Raw genomic sequence first — 20,683 nt, forward strand, 5'->3', positions numbered from 1 at the left:
GGATCGTTCATTGGTGCGGCGCCGCGAGGGTGCTGCCGCCGGCGTAACTAACCGGATCGTTCACCAGCACCCCCGAGCGCGACACGGCGAGCGCCTCACCGCGCGCCCGCACCGACCGGTTACGCTCGGTGGGCACAGCCGCAGGAAACCGTCGCAGGAAGGAGTCCGGGTGAGTGAGTCGTCGGGGCCCGCGCACCGGCCGTCGGCCGTGGCCGGCCCGTGGTCCGTGCCCGTGCTGTTCCGGGAACGGCGGCCGCGGGTCGTCGTCAAGGCCGACCTGCTGCCCGCCGTCAGCGTGCTCGGCACCCTGACCCTGCTGAGCTTCCCGCTCGCCTTCGCGTGGTCGCGGCTCGCGCCGCCGGAGCGGGTCCGGATCGTCGCCGCCGACGGCACCCAGGGCGCGCTGGAACTGGAGAGCTGGCACCGCTTCGACGACCTGGCCGTCTTCGGGTTTCTCCTGCTGGGGCTGGGGATCGTCGTCGGTGTCGTCGTCTGGCTGCTGCGCGAACGGCGTGGCCCCGTGGTGTTCCTCGCCGCCGTGCTCGGCGTCGCGCTCGCCGGGGCGCTCGCGATGCTGCTCGGCGTCGGCTGGGCGAACAGCCACTACGCCGTCACCGGCCCGCCCGCGCTCGGCTCGGTGATCGAACTGGCGCCCCGCCTGGAATCCTGGTGGGTGCTGCTCACCGGCCCGCTCGGCGTGTCGATCGCCTACAGCCTCCTGGCCACCTGGAACGGCCGCGACGACCTGGGTCGCCGCCTCGGCTGACCGGTTTCCCCTAAGGTGGTGTCCGTCACCTACAGGGGGGATCCAGCAGTGACCGAAGACATCGAAGTTTCGCGGCACAACGCCGTCCGCTTCCCCGGCATCAGCCCGAGAGCGTACGAGCACCCGGTCGACCGCGGCGCGCTCGCCACGCTGCGTGCGGTGCCCGGGTTCGCCGACGTCGTCAAGGCCGTTTCGGGTTTCTACAACGAACGCGGCGAGCGGCTGATGGCGCTCGCGTCGTCGATCCGCGTCGGGCCGAAGCAGTACCCGGAGCTCGAGCGGCTGCGCCACGAATGCGCCGAGACGCTCGACCTGCCCGCGGTGCCGAACGTGTTCGTCTTCCAGGACCCGCAGATCCGGGCCGAGGCGGTCGGCATGGACGAGCCGTTCATCCGCGTCAGCACCGGGCTCGTCGAGCTGATGAGCGTCGACTCGCTGCGGTTCGTGCTCGGGCACGAGATGGGCCACGTGCTGTCCGGGCACGCCGTCTACCGCACGATCATGGTGCGCCTGATCCGCCTGCAGCTGGCGATGTCGTGGACGCCGGTCAGCGCGCTCGGCATCCGCGCCATCGTCGCGGCGCTGCGCGAGTGGTTCCGCAAGGCCGAGCTGTCGTGCGACCGGGCCGGGCTGCTGTGCAGCCAGGACCCGACGGCGGCGCTGCGCGCCCAGATCCAGGTCGCCGGCGGCATCGACCCGGCCCGCATCGACGTCCCGTCGTTCCTGCAGCAGGCCGCCGAGTACGAGTCCGTCGAGGACATCCGCGACAGCTTCCTCAAGCTCAAGTCCGTCGAGACCGAGGTGCACCCGTTCGCCGTGGTCCGCGCGGCCCAGCTGCAGAAGTGGGCGGCCTCCGAGGAGTACCGCGCGATCCTGGCCGGGGACTACCCGCGCCGCGACGGAGACTCGCCGTCGTCGGACTGGATGGACGACCTGAAGTCGGCGGCCAAGTCCTACAAGGAGGCGTGGAACTCGTCCACGGACCCGCTGACGAAGGTGTTCAGCGACGTCGGCGGGGCGGTCTCCGGCGCGGCGGGCAAGGTCTGGAACAAGTTCGGCAACGGCTCGGGGGACTGAGCCCCCGGCCGGGCCGGTCAGGCGCGGTCGTGCAGGGTGACCCGGTAGCCGTCGGGGTCGGCGAAGGTGAACGTCCGGCCGAAGGGGCCGTCGATCGGTGCGGAGACGATGGGGTGGCCGTCGGCGGCCAGCGCGTCGTGGATCGCCTGGACGTCGGTGGCGTGCAGCCAGATCGCGGCCCCGGCGCCCGGCTGCGCGAGATCGGTGCCGGGGATGACCTCCCGGAGGGCGAACGCGATCGGCTTCGTCTCGAAGACGACGGCGTGCGGCGGGCCGGCCGGCGAGCGGACGAGGCCGAGGTACCGCTCGTAGAACGCCTGGGAAGCGTCGAGGTCGCGCGCTTGGAACGAGATGAAGTCGGGGCCGGTGGCGGGCAAGGTGACGCTCCTTCGTTTCGTGTCAGGTTCCTGACACGGCCGACTGTATGTCAGGATACTGACATGAGTCAAGACGGCATCGACCTCCAGACGTCGCTGGGCTATCTGCTGAAGGAGGCGTCGAGCGCCCTCCGGGTGGCCATGGAGGAGGTGCTGCGGCCGCTCGGGATGAGCGTGACGCACTACTCCTGCCTCGAGCTGCTGGCCCAGCGGCCGGGCCTGTCGAACTCTGAGCTCGCGCGCGGCGCCTTCGTGACCCGGCAGTCGATGAACGTGCTGCTCCAGGCGCTCGAACGGGACGGCTACGTGACCCGGCCGGCCGCGCCGCCGGTCGGGAAGGCGTTGCCCACCCGCCTCACGCCGCTCGGCAGGCGCAGCCTGGAGCAGGCGACCGCGGCGGTGCGGGCGGTCGAGGTCAGGATGCTGTCCGGGCTGACCGGCGCCGAGCAGGCGGAGGCGTTCCGGCTCCTGCGGGGCATGGTCCGGTCGCTGCGGGACGGCTAGCGGTCAGTTCAAGCTGGCCGGCCGGCTCAGGTCGGTCAGCTCGCCCGGGGGCAGCGGCACCGCGCCCAGCGTGTTCAGGAACCCCGTCTCGCGCGTCAGCAGGCGGCAGGCGATGCGGAGCCGGCGCAGCGGGTGGAGCTCCTCCAGCAGCCGCTGGCGGTCTTCCAGTGGCAGCAGGCAGTCCGCGGCCAGCGCGTACGCCAGCTCGGCGAGCGTGGTGTCCGGGTCCGGGGCGTGCCAGTCTTCGCTGCGCCACGCCGTTTCGCAGTACCGCTGGTGGGCTGCGCGGGCCACCGTGGCCAGGCAGTCGGCCATGCCGCCGGACGGGGCGGGCGGGTCGTCGTCGACCCACTCCACCGAGGCGATCAGGTAGGGCGCCGAAACGCAGTCGAGCTCGCGCAGGCGGAAGCGGCGCCGAGCCTGCGTCACCACGTCGAACCGGCCGTCCGGCAGGCGCTTGGCCTCGCGCAGGACCGTGCTGCAGCCGATCTCGTACAACTGGTCCAGACCACGCACTTCGCGGGTGAGCGACGACCGCAGCGCGACCACGCCGAACTCGCGCCCCGGCACCGTGCCGCTCACCAGATCCGCCGTCAGCTGGCGGTACCGCGGCTCGAAGATGTGCAGCGGGAGCTTGGTGCCGGGCAGCAGCACGGTCTGAAGCGGGAACAACGGCAGGATCGTCGTCGTCGCGTCACTTTCCGATTCCGGCTCCGTCACGCGTCCACGGTAAAGGGAGAACGCCTCCGGCGCAGCACGGTCACTTGGACGGCGGCTTGAAGACCGCGAACGGATCGGTGATCTGCATGCCCTTGCCGGCGAAGGAGAACAAGGCCGCGGGCCGTCCGCCCGAGCGGCCCGGCGGCGCCGTGTGACCGGTGGGCACCAGCAGTCCGCGCCGCGACAGCACGCGCTGCAGGTTCGTCGCCGAGACGCGGTAACCGAGTGCCGCCGAATACAGGCCGCGCAGCGCGGAAATCGTGAACTCGTCGGGCGCCAGCGCGAAGCCGAGGTTGGTGTAGGAAAGCTTCGAACGCAGCCGGTCGCGGGCGCGCAGCACGATCGCCTCGTGGTCGAAGGCCGTGCGCGGCAGCTTCGCGACGTCGTGCCACTGCGTGTCCTCGGGCACCTCGGGGTCGACGTCGGACGGGACCAGCCCGAGGAACGCCGTCGCCACCACGCGCGGCCCCGGCACGCGGTCCGGGGCGCTGAACACCGCGAGCTGCTCGACGTGCTTGAGCTGGCGGACGTCGACCTTCTCGGCGAGCTGGCGCCGGATCGACGTCTCGACGTCCTCGTCGGGGCGCAGCCGCCCGCCCGGCAGCGACCAGCGGCCGAGGTGCGGGTCGAGTGCGCGGCGCCACAGCAGCACCCGCAGTGTGTCCGAGCGCACTTGCAGGACCGCGCCCAAAACCTCGTGGGCCAAGGGGGCCTGGGTGTTAAGATGACTTCGCACGGTTTTCGATTGTAAGGCGAAAACCGGAGACCGGTCCAGGAGGGCCAGCATGACTTCCACGCTCGATCAGGACCTCACCCCCTACGGCGGGGTCGAGGCGAACGCGGCCTGGGCCGAGGAGGTGCGGCGCCTGGCGAAGCAGCGCGACGCGGTCCTGCTCGCGCACAACTACCAGGCCCCGGAGATCCAGGACATCGCCGACCACACCGGCGACTCCCTCGCGCTCAGCCGCATCGCGGCGAGCAGCGACGCGTCCACCATCGTCTTCTGCGGTGTGCACTTCATGGCCGAGACCGCGAAGATCCTGTCGCCGGAGAAGACCGTCCTGATCCCGGACGCGCGGGCCGGCTGCTCGCTGGCCGACTCCATCACCGGCGCCGAGCTGCGGGCCTGGAAGGCCGAGCACCCGGGCGCGGTGGTCGTCTCCTACGTCAACACCACGGCCGAGGTGAAGGCCGAAACGGACATCTGCTGCACGTCCTCGAACGCCGTCGACGTCGTCGCGTCCATCCCCGCTGACCAGGAAGTTCTCTTCCTGCCGGACCAGTTCCTCGGCGCCCACGTCAAGCGCGTCACCGGCCGGGGGAACATGCACGTCTGGGCGGGGGAGTGCCACGTCCACGCCGGCATCAACGGCGCCGAGCTGGCCGAGCGCGCGGCCGCGGAGCCGGAGGCCGACCTGTTCATCCACCCCGAGTGCGGGTGCGCGACGTCGGCGCTCTACCTGGCCGGCGAGGGGGCCGTGGCGCCGGAGCGGGTGAAGATCCTCTCCACCGGCGACATGGTCCACGAGGCCCGCGACACGAAGGCCAAGACCGTGCTGGTGGCCACCGAGATCGGCATGATCCACCAGCTCCGCAAGGCCGCGCCGGGCATCGACTTCCGCGCGGTGAACGACCGAGCCTCCTGCCGGTACATGAAGATGATCACGCCCGCGGCGCTGCTGCGCTGCCTGCGTGACGGCCTCGACGAGGTCCACGTGGACGTCGAGACGGCCGCTCGCGCGCGGGCTTCGGTGCAGCGGATGATCGAGATCGGGCAGCCCGGCGGCGGCGAATGACCACGCCGGTTAATGACCCACGGGCGAAAACCCCGGTCTGGGAAGCGCGTGCCGACCTGGTCGTGATCGGCAGCGGCGTCGCGGGGCTGACCGCGGCGCTGCGCGCGCAGGCCCTCGGGCTGCACGTCCTGGTGGTCACCAAGGCCGCCGTCGCGGACGGCAACACGCGCTGGGCACAGGGCGGCGTCGCCGTCGTCCTGGAAAACGAGCACGACCTCGACGACTCGGTCACCCGGCACGCGGAGGACACCCTCACCGCGGGCGCCGGCCTGTGCGACGAGGTCGCGGTGCGCTCGATCATCGACGGCGGCCCGGCCGCGGTCGCCCGGCTGCGGGCCGACGGCGCGAAGTTCGACGTCGCGGCTTCCGGGTTGCTCGCGCGGGGCCGCGAAGGCGGGCACAGCGCGTTCCGCGTGATCCACGCGGGCGGCGACGCGACCGGCGCCGAAGTCGAACGCGCCCTGGTCGCGCAGGCCGGGCAGGCGGGGGTGCCGGTGCTGGAGCACCACATCGCCGTCGACGCGCTGCTCACCCCGGGCGGACGGGTCGCCGGCGTGACGGTCCTCGACCGCCACGGCGTGCCCGGCGCCGTCCGCGCGTCGGCCGTGCTGGTGGCCAGCGGCGGCCTCGGGCAGCTCTACCAGGCGACGTCGAACCCGGAAATCGCCACCGGCGACGGGCTGGCGCTCGCGCTGCGGGCCGGCGCGACCGTGGCGGACATCGAGTTCGTGCAGTTCCACCCGACGGTGCTCTACACGCCGGGCGCGCGCGGCCGCTGCCCGCTGGTCACCGAGGCGGTGCGCGGCGAGGGCGCGACCCTGGTCGACGGCGCCGGCCTGCCGGTGATGGCCGGCGTGCACCCGCTCGGCGACCTCGCGCCGCGCGACGTCGTCTCGGCGGCGATCACGCGGCGGATGGGGACAGCGCCGGGCGGCATCGACGACCACGTCTTCCTCGACGCGACCGGCGTCGCGGGCTTCGCGCAGCGGTTTCCGACGGTGTTCGCCGCGTGCGCGGCGCTCGGCCTCGACCCCGCCGTGGACCCGATCCCGGTGACCCCGGCGGCGCACTTCTCGTGCGGCGGCGTGGTGACCACTACCGACGGACGCTCGTCGGTGGCCGGGCTCTACGCGGCCGGCGAGGTCGCGCGGACCGGGCTGCACGGCGCGAACCGCCTGGCCTCCAACAGCTTGCTCGAAGGCCTGGTCGTCGGGCAGCGCGTCGCGGAGGCCGTCGCGGCGGACCTCGCGGCCGGGCTGCTGGCCGACCCGGCGCGGGGGCGCCTGCCGTCGCGGACCACCGCGCCGGCGGCCGAACGCGACTCCCTGCAGCGCGTGATGAGCCGGTACGCGGCCATCGGCCGGGACGCCGACGGGCTGGCCGCGGCCGGCTCGGTGCTCGACCTGTCCCTTTCGGACACTCCGTTGTGGACGTACGCGGGCGTCGAGGACGCGGCGCTGACCGTGGTGGCGCAGGCGTTGCTCGCCGCGGCCGTCCGGCGCACCGAGTCGCGGGGCTGCCACGTGCGCACCGACTTCCCGGGGCGCGAAGACGGCCGGCGGCGCAGCCAGCTCATCCGCCTCAGCCCGTCCGGCCAGCCCGTGCTGGCCGACCCGATCCCCCTGGAGGGCGTGGCATGACGTTCCCGATCTCCGACTCCGTCCGCCGCCTGATCGCGGCCGCCGGGCTGGACGTCGACGACGTCGAGCGCGTGGTCACCACGGCGCTGGGCGAGGACCTGCGGTACGGGCCGGACGCGACGACGGCGTCGACCGTGCCGGCTTCCGCCGTCGCCGTCGCCGAGCTGACCCCGCGGGTGGACGGCGTGGTCGCCGGGCTGCCGGTGGCGCTCGCCGTGTTCGACATGGTGCTGGGCGACGGCTACGAGGTGCTCGCCCGGCGCGAGGACGGCGACCGGCTGGTCGCGGGCGAGCCCGCGCTGGTGCTGGCCGGGCCGGTGCGCGGGCTGCTCACCGCCGAGCGCACGGCGCTGAACCTGCTGTGCCACCTCTCCGGCGTCGCCACCGCGACCGCCGCGTGGGTGTCCGAAGTGGACGGTACCGGGTGCGCGATCCGGGATTCCCGCAAGACGTTGCCGGGCCTGCGGCTGCTGCAGAAGTACGCCGTCCGCTGCGGCGGCGGCGTCAACCACCGGCTGGGCCTCGGCGACGCGGTGCTGATCAAGGACAACCACGTCGTCGCCGCGGGCTCGGTGACGGCGGCGCTGGCCGCGGCCCGTGCGCACGCGCCGGAACTGGCCTGCGAGGTCGAGGTCGACACCCTCGAGCAGCTGGAGGAGGCCCTGTCCGCCGGGGCGGACGAGGTGCTGCTGGACAACTTCACGCCCGAGGAGTGCCGCCGGGCGGTGGCGCGCCGCGACGACGTCTCGCCGAAAACGCGGCTGGAATCCTCTGGTGGGCTCACCCTCGACCGTGGTAAGGCCTACGCACTGTCCGGTGTGGACTATCTGTCGGTGGGCGGGCTGACGCATTCCTCGCCGGCGTTGGATCTCGGCATGGACCTTCGCTGAGACGTCGTTCCGGGCTAGACTGGCGGTGGCGGACTTCCTTGTCCGCCACCGTCTTTCGGTTTCGGGGGTTCGGGTGCGGTTACCGGCGGTGCTCGCGGTGGCGGGTCTCGTGGCGGCCTCCGGCGCCTGTGGCGTCTTCGGGGCACCGGCCGCTTCGGCGCAGGGGTGCGCGAACCCGTCCGGCACGTACTCCGGCGAGATCCCGTGGGGCCAGCGGCTGGTCGACCCGGCGCGGCTGTGGCCGCTGACGCGGGGCGAGGGCCAGCTGGTCGCGGTGATCGGCACCGGCGTCGACGGGCAGAACGCGCAGTTCGCACCCGGCCAGCTCGAAGGCGGCGCCCGCACCGAGCGCACGGACTGCGACGGCCGCGGCACGATCGCGGCCGGGATCGTCGGCGCGCAGCCGGACCCGTCGACGACGTTCGCCGGCGTCGCGCCCGGCGCGCACCTGCTGCCGATCCGCTACGCGACGTCCGACGGCGGAGACCCGGGCGAGCTGGCCGAGGCGATCGACACGGCCGTCGACCGGCGCGCGGGCGTCATCCTGGTGGCGGTGCCCGCGGCGGCCGACAGCCCGGCGCTGTCGTCGGCGGTCGCGCGGGCGCGGTCGGCAGGCGCGGTGGTCGTCTCGGCGGCAGCGGCGTCCCAGCAGGGCGCCCGGACGTACCCGACGGCGACGTCCGGCGTGCTGGCCGTCGGGTCGGTGAACCCGGCGGGCGAGCCGGTGCAGACGGAGGCGGGTGACCACGTCGGCCTCGCGGCCCCGGGCGCGGAGCTGGTGAGCACGTCGGCGGGCGCGGGCGGTGCGGTGGCCCACCGCTGGCCGGTGACCGACCCGGGCCTCGCGGCGGCGTACGTCGCCGGGGTCGCGGCGCTGGTGCGGGCGTACCACCCGGCGCTGTCCGGGGAGCAGGTCGTCACGCGCCTGACGCTGACGGCCCACCGCCCGCCGTCCGGCGCGCACGACCCGCGGCTAGGCTGGGGAGTCCTGGACGCCTACGCGGCGGTGTCGTCCACCCTGCCGGCCGACGTCGCCGGGCCGGGCGCGGTTGCGCCTGCAGCCTCTGCGCCGACGGTGGTCCCGGCCGCCGCACCCGCGCCCCGCCCGTCCGACGTCACGGCCGGCACGATCGCGCTGGCCGGAGTGGCTCTGGCCGCGGCCGCGGGAGTCACGGTGGCGGCGGTCCGCCGGGCTCGCCGCCGGGGCTGGCGCCCCTCCCGCTTCACCCCGTAGCCCGTGTCGACCCCTCAATCACGCGTGTCGACCCCTCAATCACGTGAGTTGACCCTTCCATCACGCGAGTTTGAGGATCTCGCGTGATGGGGGAGCCGACACGCGTGATTGGAGGGTCGACACGCGTGATTGGGGGGACGACACGGGGGTCAGGCCGGGACGGGGCGGGTTGAGCCGATGATCGTCACCGCGGCGGCCACGTGGACCGTGAAGTCGGCGCCGTCGCGGGTGAAACGCGTGATCTGTTCACGGGGGGTGCTGCGGTCGTGGGATTGCCAGCCGTCGCGGTGCAGCGTCGGGAGCAGCGTGGCCAGGCCGGTGGAGGGCGAGGCCGGGTGGTCGACGCGGACTCCGTACTGCCAGCACGTCAGGTGACCCGGGCGGGTCGGGTCGCAGTCGAGCTCGCCCGAGACCGTCGGGGCGGCCGCGCCGAACGCTGCCGCGGCGTCGTCGATCACCGACGTCAGCTCGGTTGCCAGGCGGCTGAGTTCCGGGGTCACAGCTCACCGCCCGAGGTGAGGACGCGGTAGATGTTCGTCCACGAATCGGAACCCGGCTTCAGGACGTCGTTGTGCGACGACACGCCCCAGAGCACCGAACCGTCGGCGGCGGAACCCGTGCCCAGTTCCGTCACCCCCGGGAAGACGTCCGGGTCGGCGCCGTGGCCGATGCCCGTCCACTCCAGGCCCCACGCGTTGCCCTGCGCCACCACGATCGGGTCCAGGGGCGCCGTCATCGAGAACCGCTGGACGCCCGCCTGGCTCGCCGGCAGGTCCGCCGGGGACCACACGCCGTGGCCCATGCCCGCCGACTCGACGTGCAGGACGCGGTCGACGTCGAGGCCGTGCGCTTCCGCCAGCCCGACCGTCGCCCCGCCGTAGCTGTGCCCGATCGCCGTCAGCGTGACGCCGGAACCCGCGTGGCCCGCGATCTCGCCGCGCAGGTCGTCGGCGAAGTGCTTGAGGTCCGGCGCCATCGCCTGCGCGTACCCCGCGTCCGGTCCCTGCGCCACCGGGCCCTGCGGGAACACCCCGTCGGCCCAGACGACGACCGCCGTGCGCCCGGACGGGTCCGCGGCCACCAGGCTGCGCCCGAGACCGGCGTAGGCGTCGAAGTTCGACAGCTGCGTGTTGACGCCCGGCACGAACAGCCCGACGTTCCGCGTCCCCGGCTCGATGTGCCCGACCAGCTCGGCGATCCGGCCGTTGCCCGCGGGATCGAACCGCAGGATCTGCCGGTCGTGCGCCAGGATGTCCTCGTAGAGCTTGATCCGCGCCTGCGACCGCGCGATGGCGTCCGCGTCGGTCGACGCCGCCAGCCGCGCACGCTCGGCCGTCAGGGCGTCGGCGACCTTGACGCGGTTGTCCGCGATCGCGTGCGCCCACGCGCCGGTGTCGGCCGCACCGCCGATCCCGGCCGGATTTCCCGCGCGGGGCAACGGTTCCTCGGGCAGCAACGCCCGGTACATCGCGGCCACCTGCGCGTCCGCCCGCCGATAGCCGGCCGCGCAGGCGGTCAGTCCATTGTGGATCGTCCGCAGCCGGGAGACGCCGGACTGGAGCTGCGAACCCAGCTCCGTCATGGTTTTCTCGAACGTCTTGGCCGCGGCGGCGGACTCGCTCACCTGGCCGAACGCGGCGGCCGGCAGCTGCTCACCCGCCACCGCGGACTGCACCGAAGACAGCGCCTCGGCACGGGAACCGGACTCGCCGGCCACCGCGTCGAGGCGGGCCGGCGCCACGCGATAGCCCGCCGCCGTCATCAGGAGCCGTCTTCGCCGATGACCGGCGGCGCGACCGGCGCCGACTGGCCCCAGACGTTCTCCGTCTCCACCAGCCACGCCGGGATCCGCCGCCCGGAGCCCATGTCCCCGCCGCCGCCCATGCCCATCGGCATCATGGGCATCATCGGCATCGCGCCCTTGGCCGCCGCCGCGCCCGCGGCCCCGGCCGCGCCCCCGGCGAGCCCGCTCAGGGCGTTGCCCGCCCCGCCGTCGCCGGCCAGGCCGGAGTGCGCCGCCGGGACTTCGCCGGGACCGGTCAGCCCGCCGCCGACCGGGACGCCACCGCCGCCGAGCGAAGGCGCGTCACCGCCGCCGATCGGGATGCCGCCCCCGGCGCCGCCCGCGACCCCCGCGCCGCCCCCGCCGAGCTTCGTGCCCGGCGGCTGTTCCTTGTCGTCCTTGGCATCCTTGCCGGTCGCCCACGACGGCACCTTCGGCATGATCGAGCCGAACCGGCCGAACGCGGCGGCCGAGGCCGCGGCGAGCCCGGCGGTGAACATGTCGCCGAACAGCGGGTTCGACGTCGGCACGGTCGTCCCCGGCTGGGTCGTGGTCCCGCCGCCGGGCAGCGGGTGCCCGTCGGCCGGGGTGACGACGACGCCGCCCCCGCTCATGCCGTTGCCGACGAGCCCTGGCGAACCGGGGCTGCCCGCGCCGCCACCGGCGGGCGGGGTCGACGGCACCGGCACGGCGTTCGGCGACGCCGGGATCGACTCCTCGGCGGCGGTGTACTCGCCGGCCAGCTGCGTCATGACGACGATCGCGCGGCCGTGCGCCGAGCCCGCGGCGTTCGCGGCGGCCTGCTGGGCCTCGACGTTCGCGATGGCCTGCTGGCGCTGCTGCGCGGCGGCCTGCACGAGCGCGGGCGAGGCGTCCGGCGGCAGCAGCGGCGGGTTCACCGCGAGCGCGACGTCGGCCGGGGCGACGTCCGGCACCGAGACCGGCGGTGGCATCTCCTTCTTGGCCTTCACCAGCGCGTCGGCGGCGTCGCCGAGCGTCACGTTCATCGCCTCCGCGGTCCGCGCCACCTTCGAGATGCCGTTCGCGAGGTCGATGATCATCCGCTGGTACTGGTCCGCGGCCCCACCGGTCCACTGGTCCTTGAACTCGAGGAGCTCCGCGTTCAGGTTGTGGGCCTGCTCGTGCAGGTGCCGCGCGGCGGACTGCCACTTGTCGGCGGCGTGCCGCGCGCTGTTCGGGTCGCCGGCCTGCAGCATCGCGTACAGCTGCTGGTGGCTGAACGCGGCGAAGTTCGTGTGGGCGGTGTTCGTCATCCCTTGCGGCTCCCGTCCGTGTTCCCGCCGCCCAGCAGGCCGAGCACCGGGTCGAGCAGGCCGGTGACGGCGCCCGACGCGTGCAGGTCGCCGGCCACCGACTGGTCGGCGTGCTGGTAGCCGTCGGCGACCGTGGTGGTCACGTCCTGGGCGAACCCGATCGCGCTGCGGACCTGGTCGAGCAGGCCCTGCATCTCCGAGACGGCCGCGCGGTGGGCGTCGGCCAGCGACCCGGCCTCGCCGAACTCGCCGAACAGCAGCGGTTCCTCGCCGAGGGTGAGCAGGAAGTCGTTCGGTTTCGACATCGCGTGGATCTGGGTCTCCAGCTCCCGCACGAAGTCCTTCAGCGATTCCAGGTGGACGTAGTACGACTGGTCTGGCATCGGTCCCGGCTCTCTGGCGCGACGGCTGACATGGGGAAAGCCGGTCGGCCGGTGCGAGCGGGGGGTTTCCCGCACCGGTCGACCGACGTCTTGGCGCGGCTCAGCCCGCGAACAGTCCCTGGTTGCGGTTCTCCAGCGACTGCTGGAGGTCGTGCGCCTCGCCGACCTTCCCGCCGAACTGCGCGATGATCGCGACGATGTCCGCGGTGGCCTGGCGCAGGCGCGTCTCGGCCTGGCGGGCGGCGTCACCGGCGGAGCTGCCGGAGGCGTACCAGGTCGCGGTGATCGGCTGCAGGTTCTGGTGCAGCTGCTCCAGCTGCGAGGTGAGCGCCTTGGCCTTGGCGGCCAGGGATGCCGAGCTGTGCTGCAGCGCGGCGAAGTTGATTTCGACGACGTCGGCCATGGTGGGCGTCCTTCCGGTCAGGGGTTGAGGCGGGGGAGCACGCCCGAGCCCTCGAGGGAGTTGCCGACCCCCTGGAAGCTCTGGTGGACGTCGGCGTCGCCGCGGCCGTAGTTCGCGTGGCTGGTGTGGACGAGCTGCGACATGGTGTCGAGCTCCTTCACCGCGACGCTCATCTTCTCCTGCAGCCGCCGCTGGAGGTCCCAGAAGGCCACGGCCTGGTCACCCTTGTAGTTGCGCAGCGCCTCGGTCAGCTCGGACTCCAAGCTGGCCATCGTGGACTTGGCGTTCGTCGCGGTTTCCTCGAAACCCTGGACGGCGCGCGTCATGGCAGCGGAATCTGCCTGGAATCCCGGACTGGACATCGACGGGCCACCTCCTTCCTGAAGCGAATTCCCCTGGCGCGGTGGTCCGCGCGGTGTGAAAGTCACGCTAGAAAAGAGGCCTGTGTGGTCAAACGGCACAACTGCCGGTCGTGGTGACGGCACTATTACCCACGCGGGCGGCGGTAGGGCGTTCCCCACCTGCCGACGGTGGCGCGCTCCAGTGTTTCCGCGCCGCGCCCGCGCCAGGCTTGAGCCCATGGCAGACAAGGGAAATCCGCTGGTCACGCTCCGCGCGTGGCACCGCCCGCTGGTGGTGCTCGCCGGGGCGATGGGGGTGCTGTGCGCGGTCTCGCTGCTCGGCTTGCTCTTCGATGATCGCACGCTGGTCAATGCGCCGATCTGGCTGAAGCCGTTCAAGTTCGCGGTTTCGGTCGGGTTGTACGCGCTGACGCTGGCCTGGCTGCTGACGCTCCTGCGCCGCGGCCGGCGGGCGGGGTGGTGGTTCGGCACGGTCTTCGCCGTGGCCATCGGCACGGACGTGGGCCTGCTGGTGTGGCAGCTGACCGTCCGCGGTCACACCCTGCACTTCAACAAGGCGACCCCGGCCGACGTCGCGATCAACAACGTGGTCGGCGGCGGCGCCTACCTGGCGTGGCTGATGACGGCCGCCGTGGTCGTCCTGCTGCTGTTCCAGCGCCTGCCGGACCGGGCCCTGAATTCGGCGCTGCGCTGGGGGACGAGCCTGGCGCTGGCCGGGATGGCCACCGCGATGCTGATGTTCTCGCCCACGCCGGCGCAGCAGGCCGTGCTCGACGCGGGCAGCAAGCCGTCGACGTTCGGCGCGCACTCCGTCGGCGTCGAGGACGGCGGGCCCGGCCTGCCCGTGCTCGGCTGGAGCACCGTCGGCGGCGACCTGCGCATCCCGCACTTCGTCGGCATCCACGGCCTGCAGGTGCTGCCGCTGGTCGCGTTCGGACTGCTCCTGCTGGCCCGCCGCCACCGGGTGCTCGAATCCGACCTCGTCCGCCGCCGGCTGGTCCGGACCACGGGCGCCGGCTACGCGGGCCTGCTCGCGCTGCTCACCTGGCAGGCCCAGCGCGGCCAGTCCGTCGTGCACCCGGACTTCTGGACGCTCACCGCGGCCACCGGGCTGCTCGCGGCGGTCGCCGTCGCGGCCACGCTGTCGCTGCGGACGCGGCCGCGGGTCGGTTCTGCCGAAATTCTGAGATCCGCCCGGTAGACCGGGAGCCCCCGGGCGAAAGGTGCGTCGAGATGGTCCACCCGCAGGCACTGCTGGACGAGCTGGCACGCGCACCCGAGGTCCCCGCGTTCGAGCACGGCTCGCGGGTGACGACCCGCGGCGAGCTGCGGGAACTGATCGGCCGGTGCGCCGCGGGCCTGCGGGCGGCCGGGCTCGGCCCCGGCGACGGCGTCGGGCTCGCCACCGGCGTCACCCCGGAGGGGTTCGCCGCGCTCGTCGCGGTGCACGTGCTCGGCGCCCGCGCGGTCGCGGTGCGGGCCGGGTTGCGCCAGGCGCAGCTGCGGCACATCCTCGGCGACGTCGCGGTGGTGGTTGCCGACGAGCCGTGGGAGGCCGGGGTCCCCGTGCTGCCGGTGGAATCCCTGCCGGGTCCCTGCATCGAGCCGGTGCCGCAGGGGCGGCTCGACGACATCGCGACGGTCGTGTTCACCAGCGGCAGCACCGGCGTCCCCAAGGGCGTGGCCTACAGCTACCGCGCGCTGACCGAAGGCCGCGTGTGGCGGCCGCCGGTGCCGGGCTCGGCGCACGAGCGGTTCGGCGCGGGGTTCGGGCGGTACCTGCTGTTCGGGTCGCTCGCCAGCGCGGTGATGGTCGAGCAGCTGGGGGTGTGCCTGTTCGCGGGCGGCACGGCGGTGATCCCGCAGGCGCCGCCGGACTTCCCGGGCGTGCTGCCGCGGCTGGGCATCACGGCGGCGCTGACGACGGTGCCGCGGCTGAACGGGATCCTGGACGTCCTGCGCGCCGAAGACGTCGACCTGGGCTCACTGCGGCGGCTGGTCGTGGCCGGCTCGCCGGTGCCGCCGCACACGCTCGCCGAGGCGGCCGAGCGGATCGGGCCCGCGATGCACCACGCGTACGGCCAGACGGAGACGGGGATGCTGACGATCTGCCGCGCCGACGAGGGGCTCGGCTCGGTCGGGAAGCCGTGCGACACGGTGGAGATCTCGGTGCGGGACGGCGAGGTGTGGGTGCGCACGCCGTCGGCGTTCGCGGGCTACTGGCGTGATCCGTCCGGCTCCGCCGAGGTGCTGCGTGACGGCTGGGTGCGCACGCAGGACCTGGGGTTCGTCGACGCCGAGGGCTACCTGCACCTGTCCGGCCGCGCGCGGGACGTGGTGATCGTGAACGCGATCATCCACTACACCGGCCCGATCGAGCGGGCGATCGCGGCGCACCCGGACGTCGACCAGGCGTACGTGGTCGCGGTGCCCGACTCCGCGACCGGGGAAGCGGCGCACGCGTTCCTGGTCGCGGCGCCGGGCCGGACGCCGGACCTCGACGAGGTGCGCAAGGCCGTGGCGGCCGAGCTGGGGGAGGCGGCGGTGCCGGCGCGGTTCGCCTTCGTGGACTCGGTTCCCGTGGCGCCGTCGGGGAAACCCGACAAGGCGGCGCTGCGGGCGTCTGTTGTGGACTGATTATTCTCCGGCACGCAGGTCGGTGATCACCTTGGCGACGCGCCGCTGCCGGGTCTCCTCGGTCTTCGCCTGGCCGATCGGCAGCACGAACCGCTGTTTCGCGCTGTAGGACAGGCTTTCGAACCGGGCCCGCGCGGTCTCGTCCGCGGCGAGCGCTGCGGCCAGGTCGTCGGGGATCTCGAGGACGCGGGGTGCCGTGTCGAGGGCGATCTCCACCTCGACGTCGTCCCCGGCGGCCACCCCGGCCAGGCCCCGGTTCTCCGCGCTGAGCGGCACGAGGAACTGCCCGCCGCGGCTGGCGACGGTCGTGCGGTACGTGTGCCCGCCGAGGGTCACCGTGACCGCGGGCTTCTTGCCGGCGCCGAGCGCCTCGACGACGTCGGCGGGAACCGGCAGGCCGGTCGCGGTCTTGCCGCCGAGCAGGACCTGGGTGCGGAATCTCATCCACCGAGTATGCCGCGAGCCGGGCGCCCGGCTCGCGGCATACGGCGTCGTCAGACGCCGGCGGTGTTGCGGATCCAGGTGCGGCTCGAGGCGATGCTCGCGTAGTTCTGCGTGCCCTGGGTGTTCGAACCGGAGTTGCTGCCCGTGGAGCACACGCCGACCTGCACGCCGTTGTACAGCTGCGGGCCGCCCGAATCGCCGTGCCACGCCGAGCCGGTGACGCCCTGGCTGGCGATGGCCGTGCCGCCGTACGCGTCGGAGCTCAGGCCCGTGACGCGCACGTTGGCGGTCTTGAGGGTGCTCGACGGCGGGCTGCTGCCCTGCGTGCGGCCCCAGCCGTAGATCTGGTTGGTCGACCCGGTCGGCGGGTTGCCGGTGCCGAGCTTCATGTACGTCGTGTTCACCGCGGTCGTCAGGTGCAGCAGCGCGATGTCCCCGTTCGGGGAAGCTTTCTGCTGGTCGACGTCGGCGCTCGTGCCCTGCTGGAGCGCCACGTTCCCGACCTTGACGTTCATGCCCGGCGAGTTCAGGCAGTGCCGGGCGGTGAGCACCCACTGCGGGGCGATGATCGTCCCCGAGCACTCGAAACCGCCGTAGGTCGTGACGTTGTCCCAGTAGATCTGGGCGCCCCACGGCGCGGAGGAGACGGTGGTCCCGCCGATGATGTCCTGCTGGGCGTCCGCCACTCCCGCGGAGACCAGGCTCAGCGCCGCGGCGGCCGCTCCGATCGCGCCCACAGCCCTCGACATTCGCATGAAAATGCCCTTCGGCCAGGTGATCCGGATATCCGCCCCGAACGGGACGGTCCGCTCAACGTAAAAGCCGTGAAGGATTTTCGGAACCTACCGAAGTCGGTAACTCTCCCCCGGGACCCGTGGGTCCCGGGGGAGAGCGCGTCAGAGAACCGTGATCGCCCGCGGCACGGGCACCTCGGCGTTGTAGGCGAAGAAGTCGTGCCACTTCGCGCTGGTGCCGAACCTGGTGCCCTCCGAGCGGGCGACGAACACGTCGGCCGCGGAGCCGCGGACGAACAGCCCGAGGTCGGCCTTGCCGTCACCGTCGAAGTCCCCGACGGCGGGGATCTCGCCGTTGATGCCGAAGAACTCGTGCCAGAGCGCCGAAGTACCGAACTTGGTGCCGTCGGACAGTGCGACGTAGACGTCGCCGGCGGTGCCGCGGACGAACACGACGATGTCGTCCTTGCCGTCGCCGTTGAAGTCGCCGACGGTGGGCACTTCGGCGGCGATGCCGAAGTAGTCGTGCCACTTCAGCTCGTTGCCGACGAACCTGGTGCCGTCGGAGAGGGCGACGTAGACGTCGCCGGTGGTGCCGCGGGTGAACGTGGCGATGTCGTCCTTGCCGTCACCGTTGAAGTCGCCGACCGCGGGAACTTCGTCGTTGGGGGCGAAGTAGTCGTGCCACTTGGCGCTGGTGCCGAACTTCGTGCCGTCGGAGAGGGCGACGAACACGTCGGCCGTGGAGCCGCGGACGAAGACGGCGATGTCGTCCTTGCCGTCGCCGTTGAAGTCGCCGACCGCCGGGATCTCGGCGCCGATGCCGAAGAAGTCGTGCCAGAGCGTCGCGGTGCCGTACTTGGTGCCGTCGGACAGGGCGACCACGACGTCACCGCTCGAGCCCCGCTTGAAGACGGCCGTGTCCACCTTGCCGTCGCCGTTGAAGTCGCCGCCCAGCGGGAGTTCGCCGTCGGCCGCGAGGTTGTCGTGCCACTTCACCTCGTTGCCGACGAACTTCGTGCCGTCCGAGGTCGCGGTGTAGGCGTCCGCGGCGGTGCCGCGGGTGAAGGTGGCGATGTCGTCCTTGCCGTCGCCGGTGAAGTCACTGGCCGACCGCCCGCGGGTGGTGACGACGATCTGCGGGCTCGTGACCCCGACCGAAACCATGACCAGGTAGTGCCAGGTCTTGTGGGCCGTGGCCGAGTGCAGCAGCGTGGTCGACTTCGTGCTGCCGATGAACTGCTCGGCGGAGTAGGCGGCGGGGCCGTCCGGGCTGGCGTAGACGGAGTAGGTCGCGTCGTCGGAGGCGGCGAGCGGGGTCCAGTTCAGCGTGACTCCGTGGCCGGCCGCCGTGGCCGTGCCGGTGATGGCCAGGCCGCGGATCCAGTCGCGCAGGTCGTCGGCCCGGGCGGCGGTCGTGCCCTGCCGGGTCCCGGTTTCGCCGAGGCAGCCGTGCTGCCAGGACGCCCCGGCGACCGCGACGAGCGTGCCGTCCGCGCGGAAGACCGGTGCCCCGGCGTCGCCCTTGCAGGCGTCGGCGGCGCCGGTCAGCGACAAGGTCGTCGCGCTGGAAGCCGAGACGGTGAACTTGCCGGTGTGGGCCTCGTTCGGCAGCCACTCGGTGTCCGTGCGGCCCCAGCCGGCGAGCGTCAGCTCTTCCGACGCACCGGGCACGCCGGCGGTCGCGCCGAGCTTCAGCGTCGCGACGTCGGTGATCGTGGTGTCGATCCGGACGAGCGCGACGTCGCGATCGGTCCGGGGCAGCACCGCCGTCACCTTGGCGACGTGCGACCCGACGGTGACGCTGACGGGCTTTTCCGCCGGGTTCCCGGCGAGGCAGCTCGCGGCCGTGAGGACGAGCGCGGGCTCGACCAGCGCGCCGCTGCAGGCCCGGCCCTCGGTGGTGATCTTGGCCGCGAAGCCGAGGTTCACGGCGGCCGGGCCGGGCACGGCGGCCGCGGGGACGATGCCGGCCGCGGTCGCGGCGAGCACGGCGGCCGAGACCGCCGTCAACCTCTGACAAGTGCGTGAACGCAACGAAACTCCTTGCGGGAAGGTCAGCCGGCGAGCTTGCAGGTGTCGGGCGCGGCGGTCACGTGGAGCTCGGTGTTCCAGCCCGAGCCGATCGTGACGCCCATGTGGTCGGGGCCGGACGGGGCCCACGTCTCGGTGTTCGCGGTGTAGCGGTACCAGCGCAGCACCGGGCCGGTCTGCCCGTTGAAGGGGCTGGTGCCGGTGCTGCCGCGGCCGTACAGGATGTCGCCGCCCGGCGAGAAGATCTCGCTGAACATCTGCCAGCCGACGCCGACCGGCTTGCCGGGGCCGGCCCACGCCTTGGCCGTGAAGTCGTACTTGAAGCGGAACAGCTCGCCGCCGGGCTTGCGGGCGTACAGCACGCCGTCGCCGGCCGCGGTGATCGAGTCGAAGCGGGACCAGCCGGTGTCGAGGACGTCGCCGGCGCCGTTGACCCACGCGCCCGTCGTGTCGTTCCAGAGGTAGTACTTCAGCTGGCCCTGGTCGTCGATCATGAAGATGCGGTTCTTCTCGTCGACGGTGATCCGGTTCTTGTACTCGTCCGTGAGGTACCGGCCCCAGCCGCTGCCGACCTGGCCGCCGCCGCTCCAGCCGGTGCTCGTCGAGTACACCCAGCGCTTCAGCGAACCGTTCGGGTACGGGTCGCCCGCGCTGTTGTTGCGGTGGATGTCCCAGATGACGCCGCCCTTGCCGGCCAGCACGCGGCCGGTCCAGCCGGAGCCGACCGCGCTGCCCGGCTGCGTCCAGCTGACCGCGCCGCCGGCGGGGTCGAGGTGGACGTAGCGCCACAGGGAACCGTCGGCGCGGGCGGTCCAGATCGGGGCGCCTGCCGGGCACGAAACCGGGGTCGGCACGGTGTTGTCGCGGATCCAGCCGGCGAGGTCGTCGACGCGGGTTTCGGTGCCGCCGGAGCGGGTTTCGGTGACGTCGAGGCAGCCGTGCTGCCACGACGTGCTGCTCAGGGCCACCAGCTGGGCGGTGCCGCCCGCCAGGCGGAACGCGGGACCGCCCGCGTCGCCCTTGCAGGTGTCGGTGCCGTCGGCCGACGAGACCGACACGGTGGCGCCGGTGACGGCCGAGACGGTGAACGGCGCGACGCGCGGCCGCGCGGGCACCCACTCGGTGGCGGTGCGGCCGAACCCGGCCACCTGCAGGGTTTCCCCGGCCTGCGGCGCGGTGGTGGCGAGGGCGACCGTCGCGACGCCGGTCGCCGGCTTCTCCAGCTTCGCCAGGACGACGTCGCGGTCGGTGCGGCGCACGACCTTGGTCAGCGTCGTGGTGAAGCCGGCGCCGGTGCTCAGGTCGACGTCGCCGACCACGACGGTCGCGGCCTCGGCCGGGGCGCCGGAGTCCGCCGCCGTCAGGCAGGACGCCGAGGTGAGGATCCAGGACGGGTCGACGAGGGCGCCCGTGCAGGCCTTGGTGGGCGTGGCGATCCGGGCGAGGAACGGGTGGGTGCCGACCGGCACGGCGGTGCCGCCGGACAGGGCCTGCGCGGGGGTCGCGGCCAGCAGGCCGCCGGCGAGCAGGGTGACGGACAGGGCGGCGGAACTCAGTTTGCGCATGGATTTCCCCTCGGGTGGCCCGCGGTGGCGGCGTCCGCGGGGGACACCGCCACCGCGGGG

22 protein-coding genes are annotated in these 20,683 nt (G+C 73.2%); 9 read left to right on the forward strand and 13 right to left on the reverse strand.

Annotated elements, in window-relative coordinates:
* Window positions 1-169: 169 nt before the first annotated feature.
* Complete coding sequence (locus BLW76_RS14505; RefSeq protein ID WP_091307269.1) at window positions 170-766, forward strand: DUF2567 domain-containing protein; 597 nt, start codon at window positions 170-172, stop codon at window positions 764-766.
* A gap of 48 nt (window positions 767-814) precedes the next feature.
* Window positions 815-1,843: a M48 family metallopeptidase gene (locus BLW76_RS14510; RefSeq protein ID WP_091307272.1), complete on the forward strand. Its 1,029-nt coding sequence runs from the start codon at window positions 815-817 to the stop codon at window positions 1,841-1,843.
* A 17-nt stretch (window positions 1,844-1,860) separates the two neighbouring features.
* On the opposite strand, the gene BLW76_RS14515 is transcribed toward BLW76_RS14510, so the two are convergent.
* Complete coding sequence (locus BLW76_RS14515; RefSeq protein WP_091307276.1) at window positions 1,861-2,220, reverse strand: VOC family protein; 360 nt, start codon at window positions 2,218-2,220, stop codon at window positions 1,861-1,863.
* A gap of 63 nt (window positions 2,221-2,283) precedes the next feature.
* Here BLW76_RS14515 and BLW76_RS14520 point away from each other — a divergent pair, with 63 nt between their 5' ends.
* A complete protein-coding gene (locus tag BLW76_RS14520; protein WP_091307277.1) occupies window positions 2,284-2,724 on the forward strand; it encodes a MarR family winged helix-turn-helix transcriptional regulator in 441 nt (146 codons plus the stop codon).
* A gap of 3 nt (window positions 2,725-2,727) precedes the next feature.
* On the opposite strand, the gene BLW76_RS14525 is transcribed toward BLW76_RS14520, so the two are convergent.
* Both BLW76_RS14525 and BLW76_RS14530 read right to left on the reverse strand, forming a co-directional pair.
* On the reverse strand, window positions 2,728-3,444 hold the full coding sequence (locus BLW76_RS14525) for an LON peptidase substrate-binding domain-containing protein (RefSeq protein WP_091307280.1): 717 nt from the start codon (window positions 3,442-3,444) through the stop codon (window positions 2,728-2,730).
* A 40-nt stretch (window positions 3,445-3,484) separates the two neighbouring features.
* Window positions 3,485-4,117: an NUDIX hydrolase gene (locus BLW76_RS14530; protein WP_091319398.1), complete on the reverse strand. Its 633-nt coding sequence runs from the start codon at window positions 4,115-4,117 to the stop codon at window positions 3,485-3,487.
* A gap of 112 nt (window positions 4,118-4,229) precedes the next feature.
* On the opposite strand from BLW76_RS14530, the gene nadA reads away from it, so the two are divergent.
* From nadA to BLW76_RS14550, 4 genes are all read left to right on the forward strand, one after another.
* Window positions 4,230-5,240, forward strand: coding sequence for a quinolinate synthase NadA (gene nadA, locus BLW76_RS14535; protein WP_091307282.1), 1,011 nt, complete (start codon window positions 4,230-4,232; stop codon window positions 5,238-5,240).
* Entirely contained in the window at window positions 5,237-6,880 is a 1,644-nt protein-coding gene (locus tag BLW76_RS14540) for an L-aspartate oxidase (RefSeq protein WP_091307284.1), read from the forward strand. The genes nadA and BLW76_RS14540 overlap by 4 nt, the downstream gene beginning before the upstream one ends.
* On the forward strand, window positions 6,877-7,770 hold the full coding sequence (gene nadC, locus BLW76_RS14545) for a carboxylating nicotinate-nucleotide diphosphorylase (RefSeq protein ID WP_091307286.1): 894 nt from the start codon (window positions 6,877-6,879) through the stop codon (window positions 7,768-7,770). Before BLW76_RS14540 ends, nadC begins: the two co-directional genes overlap by 4 nt.
* An 88-nt stretch (window positions 7,771-7,858) precedes the next feature.
* Window positions 7,859-9,004, forward strand: coding sequence for a S8 family serine peptidase (locus tag BLW76_RS14550; RefSeq protein WP_091307288.1), 1,146 nt, complete (start codon window positions 7,859-7,861; stop codon window positions 9,002-9,004).
* A 149-nt stretch (window positions 9,005-9,153) separates the two neighbouring features.
* Here the strand turns inward: BLW76_RS14550 and BLW76_RS14555 are convergent, their stop codons facing one another.
* The 6 genes from BLW76_RS14555 to BLW76_RS14580 all read right to left on the reverse strand — a co-directional run bounded on the left by BLW76_RS14555 (window position 9,154) and on the right by BLW76_RS14580 (window position 13,209).
* A complete protein-coding gene (locus tag BLW76_RS14555; protein WP_091307290.1) occupies window positions 9,154-9,504 on the reverse strand; it encodes a hypothetical protein in 351 nt (116 codons plus the stop codon).
* Window positions 9,501-10,766: an alpha/beta hydrolase gene (locus tag BLW76_RS14560; protein ID WP_091307292.1), complete on the reverse strand. Its 1,266-nt coding sequence runs from the start codon at window positions 10,764-10,766 to the stop codon at window positions 9,501-9,503. Before BLW76_RS14560 ends, BLW76_RS14555 begins: the two co-directional genes overlap by 4 nt.
* Window positions 10,766-12,061 carry a WXG100 family type VII secretion target gene (locus tag BLW76_RS14565; RefSeq protein ID WP_091307294.1) on the reverse strand — a complete coding sequence of 432 codons (1,296 nt, stop codon included), beginning with the start codon at window positions 12,059-12,061 and terminating at the stop codon, window positions 10,766-10,768. The genes BLW76_RS14560 and BLW76_RS14565 overlap by 1 nt, the downstream gene beginning before the upstream one ends.
* On the reverse strand, window positions 12,058-12,444 hold the full coding sequence (locus BLW76_RS14570) for a hypothetical protein (protein WP_091307296.1): 387 nt from the start codon (window positions 12,442-12,444) through the stop codon (window positions 12,058-12,060). The genes BLW76_RS14565 and BLW76_RS14570 overlap by 4 nt, the downstream gene beginning before the upstream one ends.
* Before the next feature lie 100 nt (window positions 12,445-12,544).
* Entirely contained in the window at window positions 12,545-12,847 is a 303-nt protein-coding gene (locus BLW76_RS14575) for a hypothetical protein (RefSeq protein ID WP_003057455.1), read from the reverse strand.
* A 17-nt stretch (window positions 12,848-12,864) separates the two neighbouring features.
* Entirely contained in the window at window positions 12,865-13,209 is a 345-nt protein-coding gene (locus BLW76_RS14580; RefSeq protein ID WP_143060628.1) for a WXG100 family type VII secretion target, read from the reverse strand.
* A gap of 217 nt (window positions 13,210-13,426) precedes the next feature.
* Here BLW76_RS14580 and BLW76_RS14585 point away from each other — a divergent pair, with 217 nt between their 5' ends.
* Complete coding sequence (locus BLW76_RS14585; RefSeq protein ID WP_091307300.1) at window positions 13,427-14,410, forward strand: hypothetical protein; 984 nt, start codon at window positions 13,427-13,429, stop codon at window positions 14,408-14,410.
* A 32-nt stretch (window positions 14,411-14,442) separates the two neighbouring features.
* Window positions 14,443-15,846, forward strand: coding sequence for a class I adenylate-forming enzyme family protein (locus tag BLW76_RS14590; RefSeq protein WP_091307302.1), 1,404 nt, complete (start codon window positions 14,443-14,445; stop codon window positions 15,844-15,846).
* Here BLW76_RS14590 and BLW76_RS14595 read toward each other — a convergent pair whose 3' ends face one another.
* The 4 genes from BLW76_RS14595 to BLW76_RS14610 form a co-directional block, all read right to left on the reverse strand.
* Window positions 15,847-16,290 carry a YdeI/OmpD-associated family protein gene (locus BLW76_RS14595; RefSeq protein ID WP_091307304.1) on the reverse strand — a complete coding sequence of 148 codons (444 nt, stop codon included), beginning with the start codon at window positions 16,288-16,290 and terminating at the stop codon, window positions 15,847-15,849.
* Between the two features lie 50 nt (window positions 16,291-16,340).
* Window positions 16,341-17,045 carry a S1 family peptidase gene (locus BLW76_RS14600; RefSeq protein WP_244170166.1) on the reverse strand — a complete coding sequence of 235 codons (705 nt, stop codon included), beginning with the start codon at window positions 17,043-17,045 and terminating at the stop codon, window positions 16,341-16,343.
* Between the two features lie 141 nt (window positions 17,046-17,186).
* Window positions 17,187-19,061, reverse strand: a complete 1,875-nt coding sequence (locus BLW76_RS14605; RefSeq protein ID WP_091307306.1) for an FG-GAP-like repeat-containing protein — start codon at window positions 19,059-19,061, stop codon at window positions 17,187-17,189.
* 20 nt (window positions 19,062-19,081) lie between these two features.
* Window positions 19,082-20,623 (reverse strand): tachylectin-related carbohydrate-binding protein, encoded by a 1,542-nt coding sequence (locus BLW76_RS14610; protein ID WP_091307310.1) that lies wholly within the window; start codon window positions 20,621-20,623, stop codon window positions 19,082-19,084.
* Window positions 20,624-20,683 lie beyond the last annotated feature (60 nt).

It is taken from the genome of Amycolatopsis tolypomycina (assembly GCF_900105945.1).
Lineage (GTDB): Bacteria > Actinomycetota > Actinomycetes > Mycobacteriales > Pseudonocardiaceae > Amycolatopsis > Amycolatopsis tolypomycina.

Bases quoted from the DNA above. Each gene is read 5' to 3' on its own strand.
- nadC (WP_091307286.1), top strand. From the start codon at position 6,877: ATGACGTTCCCGATCTCCGACTCCGTCCGCCGCCTGATCGCGGCCGCC.
- BLW76_RS14600 (WP_244170166.1), bottom strand. From the start codon at position 17,045: ATGCGAATGTCGAGGGCTGTGGGCGCGATCGGAGCGGCCGCCGCGGCG.
- BLW76_RS14590 (WP_091307302.1), top strand. From the start codon at position 14,443: ATGGTCCACCCGCAGGCACTGCTGGACGAGCTGGCACGCGCACCCGAG.
- BLW76_RS14565 (WP_091307294.1), bottom strand. From the start codon at position 12,061: ATGACGAACACCGCCCACACGAACTTCGCCGCGTTCAGCCACCAGCAG.
- BLW76_RS14595 (WP_091307304.1), bottom strand. From the start codon at position 16,290: ATGAGATTCCGCACCCAGGTCCTGCTCGGCGGCAAGACCGCGACCGGC.
- nadA (WP_091307282.1), top strand. From the start codon at position 4,230: ATGACTTCCACGCTCGATCAGGACCTCACCCCCTACGGCGGGGTCGAG.
- BLW76_RS14520 (WP_091307277.1), top strand. From the start codon at position 2,284: ATGAGTCAAGACGGCATCGACCTCCAGACGTCGCTGGGCTATCTGCTG.
- BLW76_RS14610 (WP_091307310.1), bottom strand. From the start codon at position 20,623: ATGCGCAAACTGAGTTCCGCCGCCCTGTCCGTCACCCTGCTCGCCGGC.
- BLW76_RS14540 (WP_091307284.1), top strand. From the start codon at position 5,237: ATGACCACGCCGGTTAATGACCCACGGGCGAAAACCCCGGTCTGGGAA.
- BLW76_RS14560 (WP_091307292.1), bottom strand. From the start codon at position 10,766: ATGACGGCGGCGGGCTATCGCGTGGCGCCGGCCCGCCTCGACGCGGTG.
- BLW76_RS14570 (WP_091307296.1), bottom strand. From the start codon at position 12,444: ATGCCAGACCAGTCGTACTACGTCCACCTGGAATCGCTGAAGGACTTC.
- BLW76_RS14585 (WP_091307300.1), top strand. From the start codon at position 13,427: ATGGCAGACAAGGGAAATCCGCTGGTCACGCTCCGCGCGTGGCACCGC.
- BLW76_RS14575 (WP_003057455.1), bottom strand. From the start codon at position 12,847: ATGGCCGACGTCGTCGAAATCAACTTCGCCGCGCTGCAGCACAGCTCG.
- BLW76_RS14580 (WP_143060628.1), bottom strand. From the start codon at position 13,209: ATGTCCAGTCCGGGATTCCAGGCAGATTCCGCTGCCATGACGCGCGCC.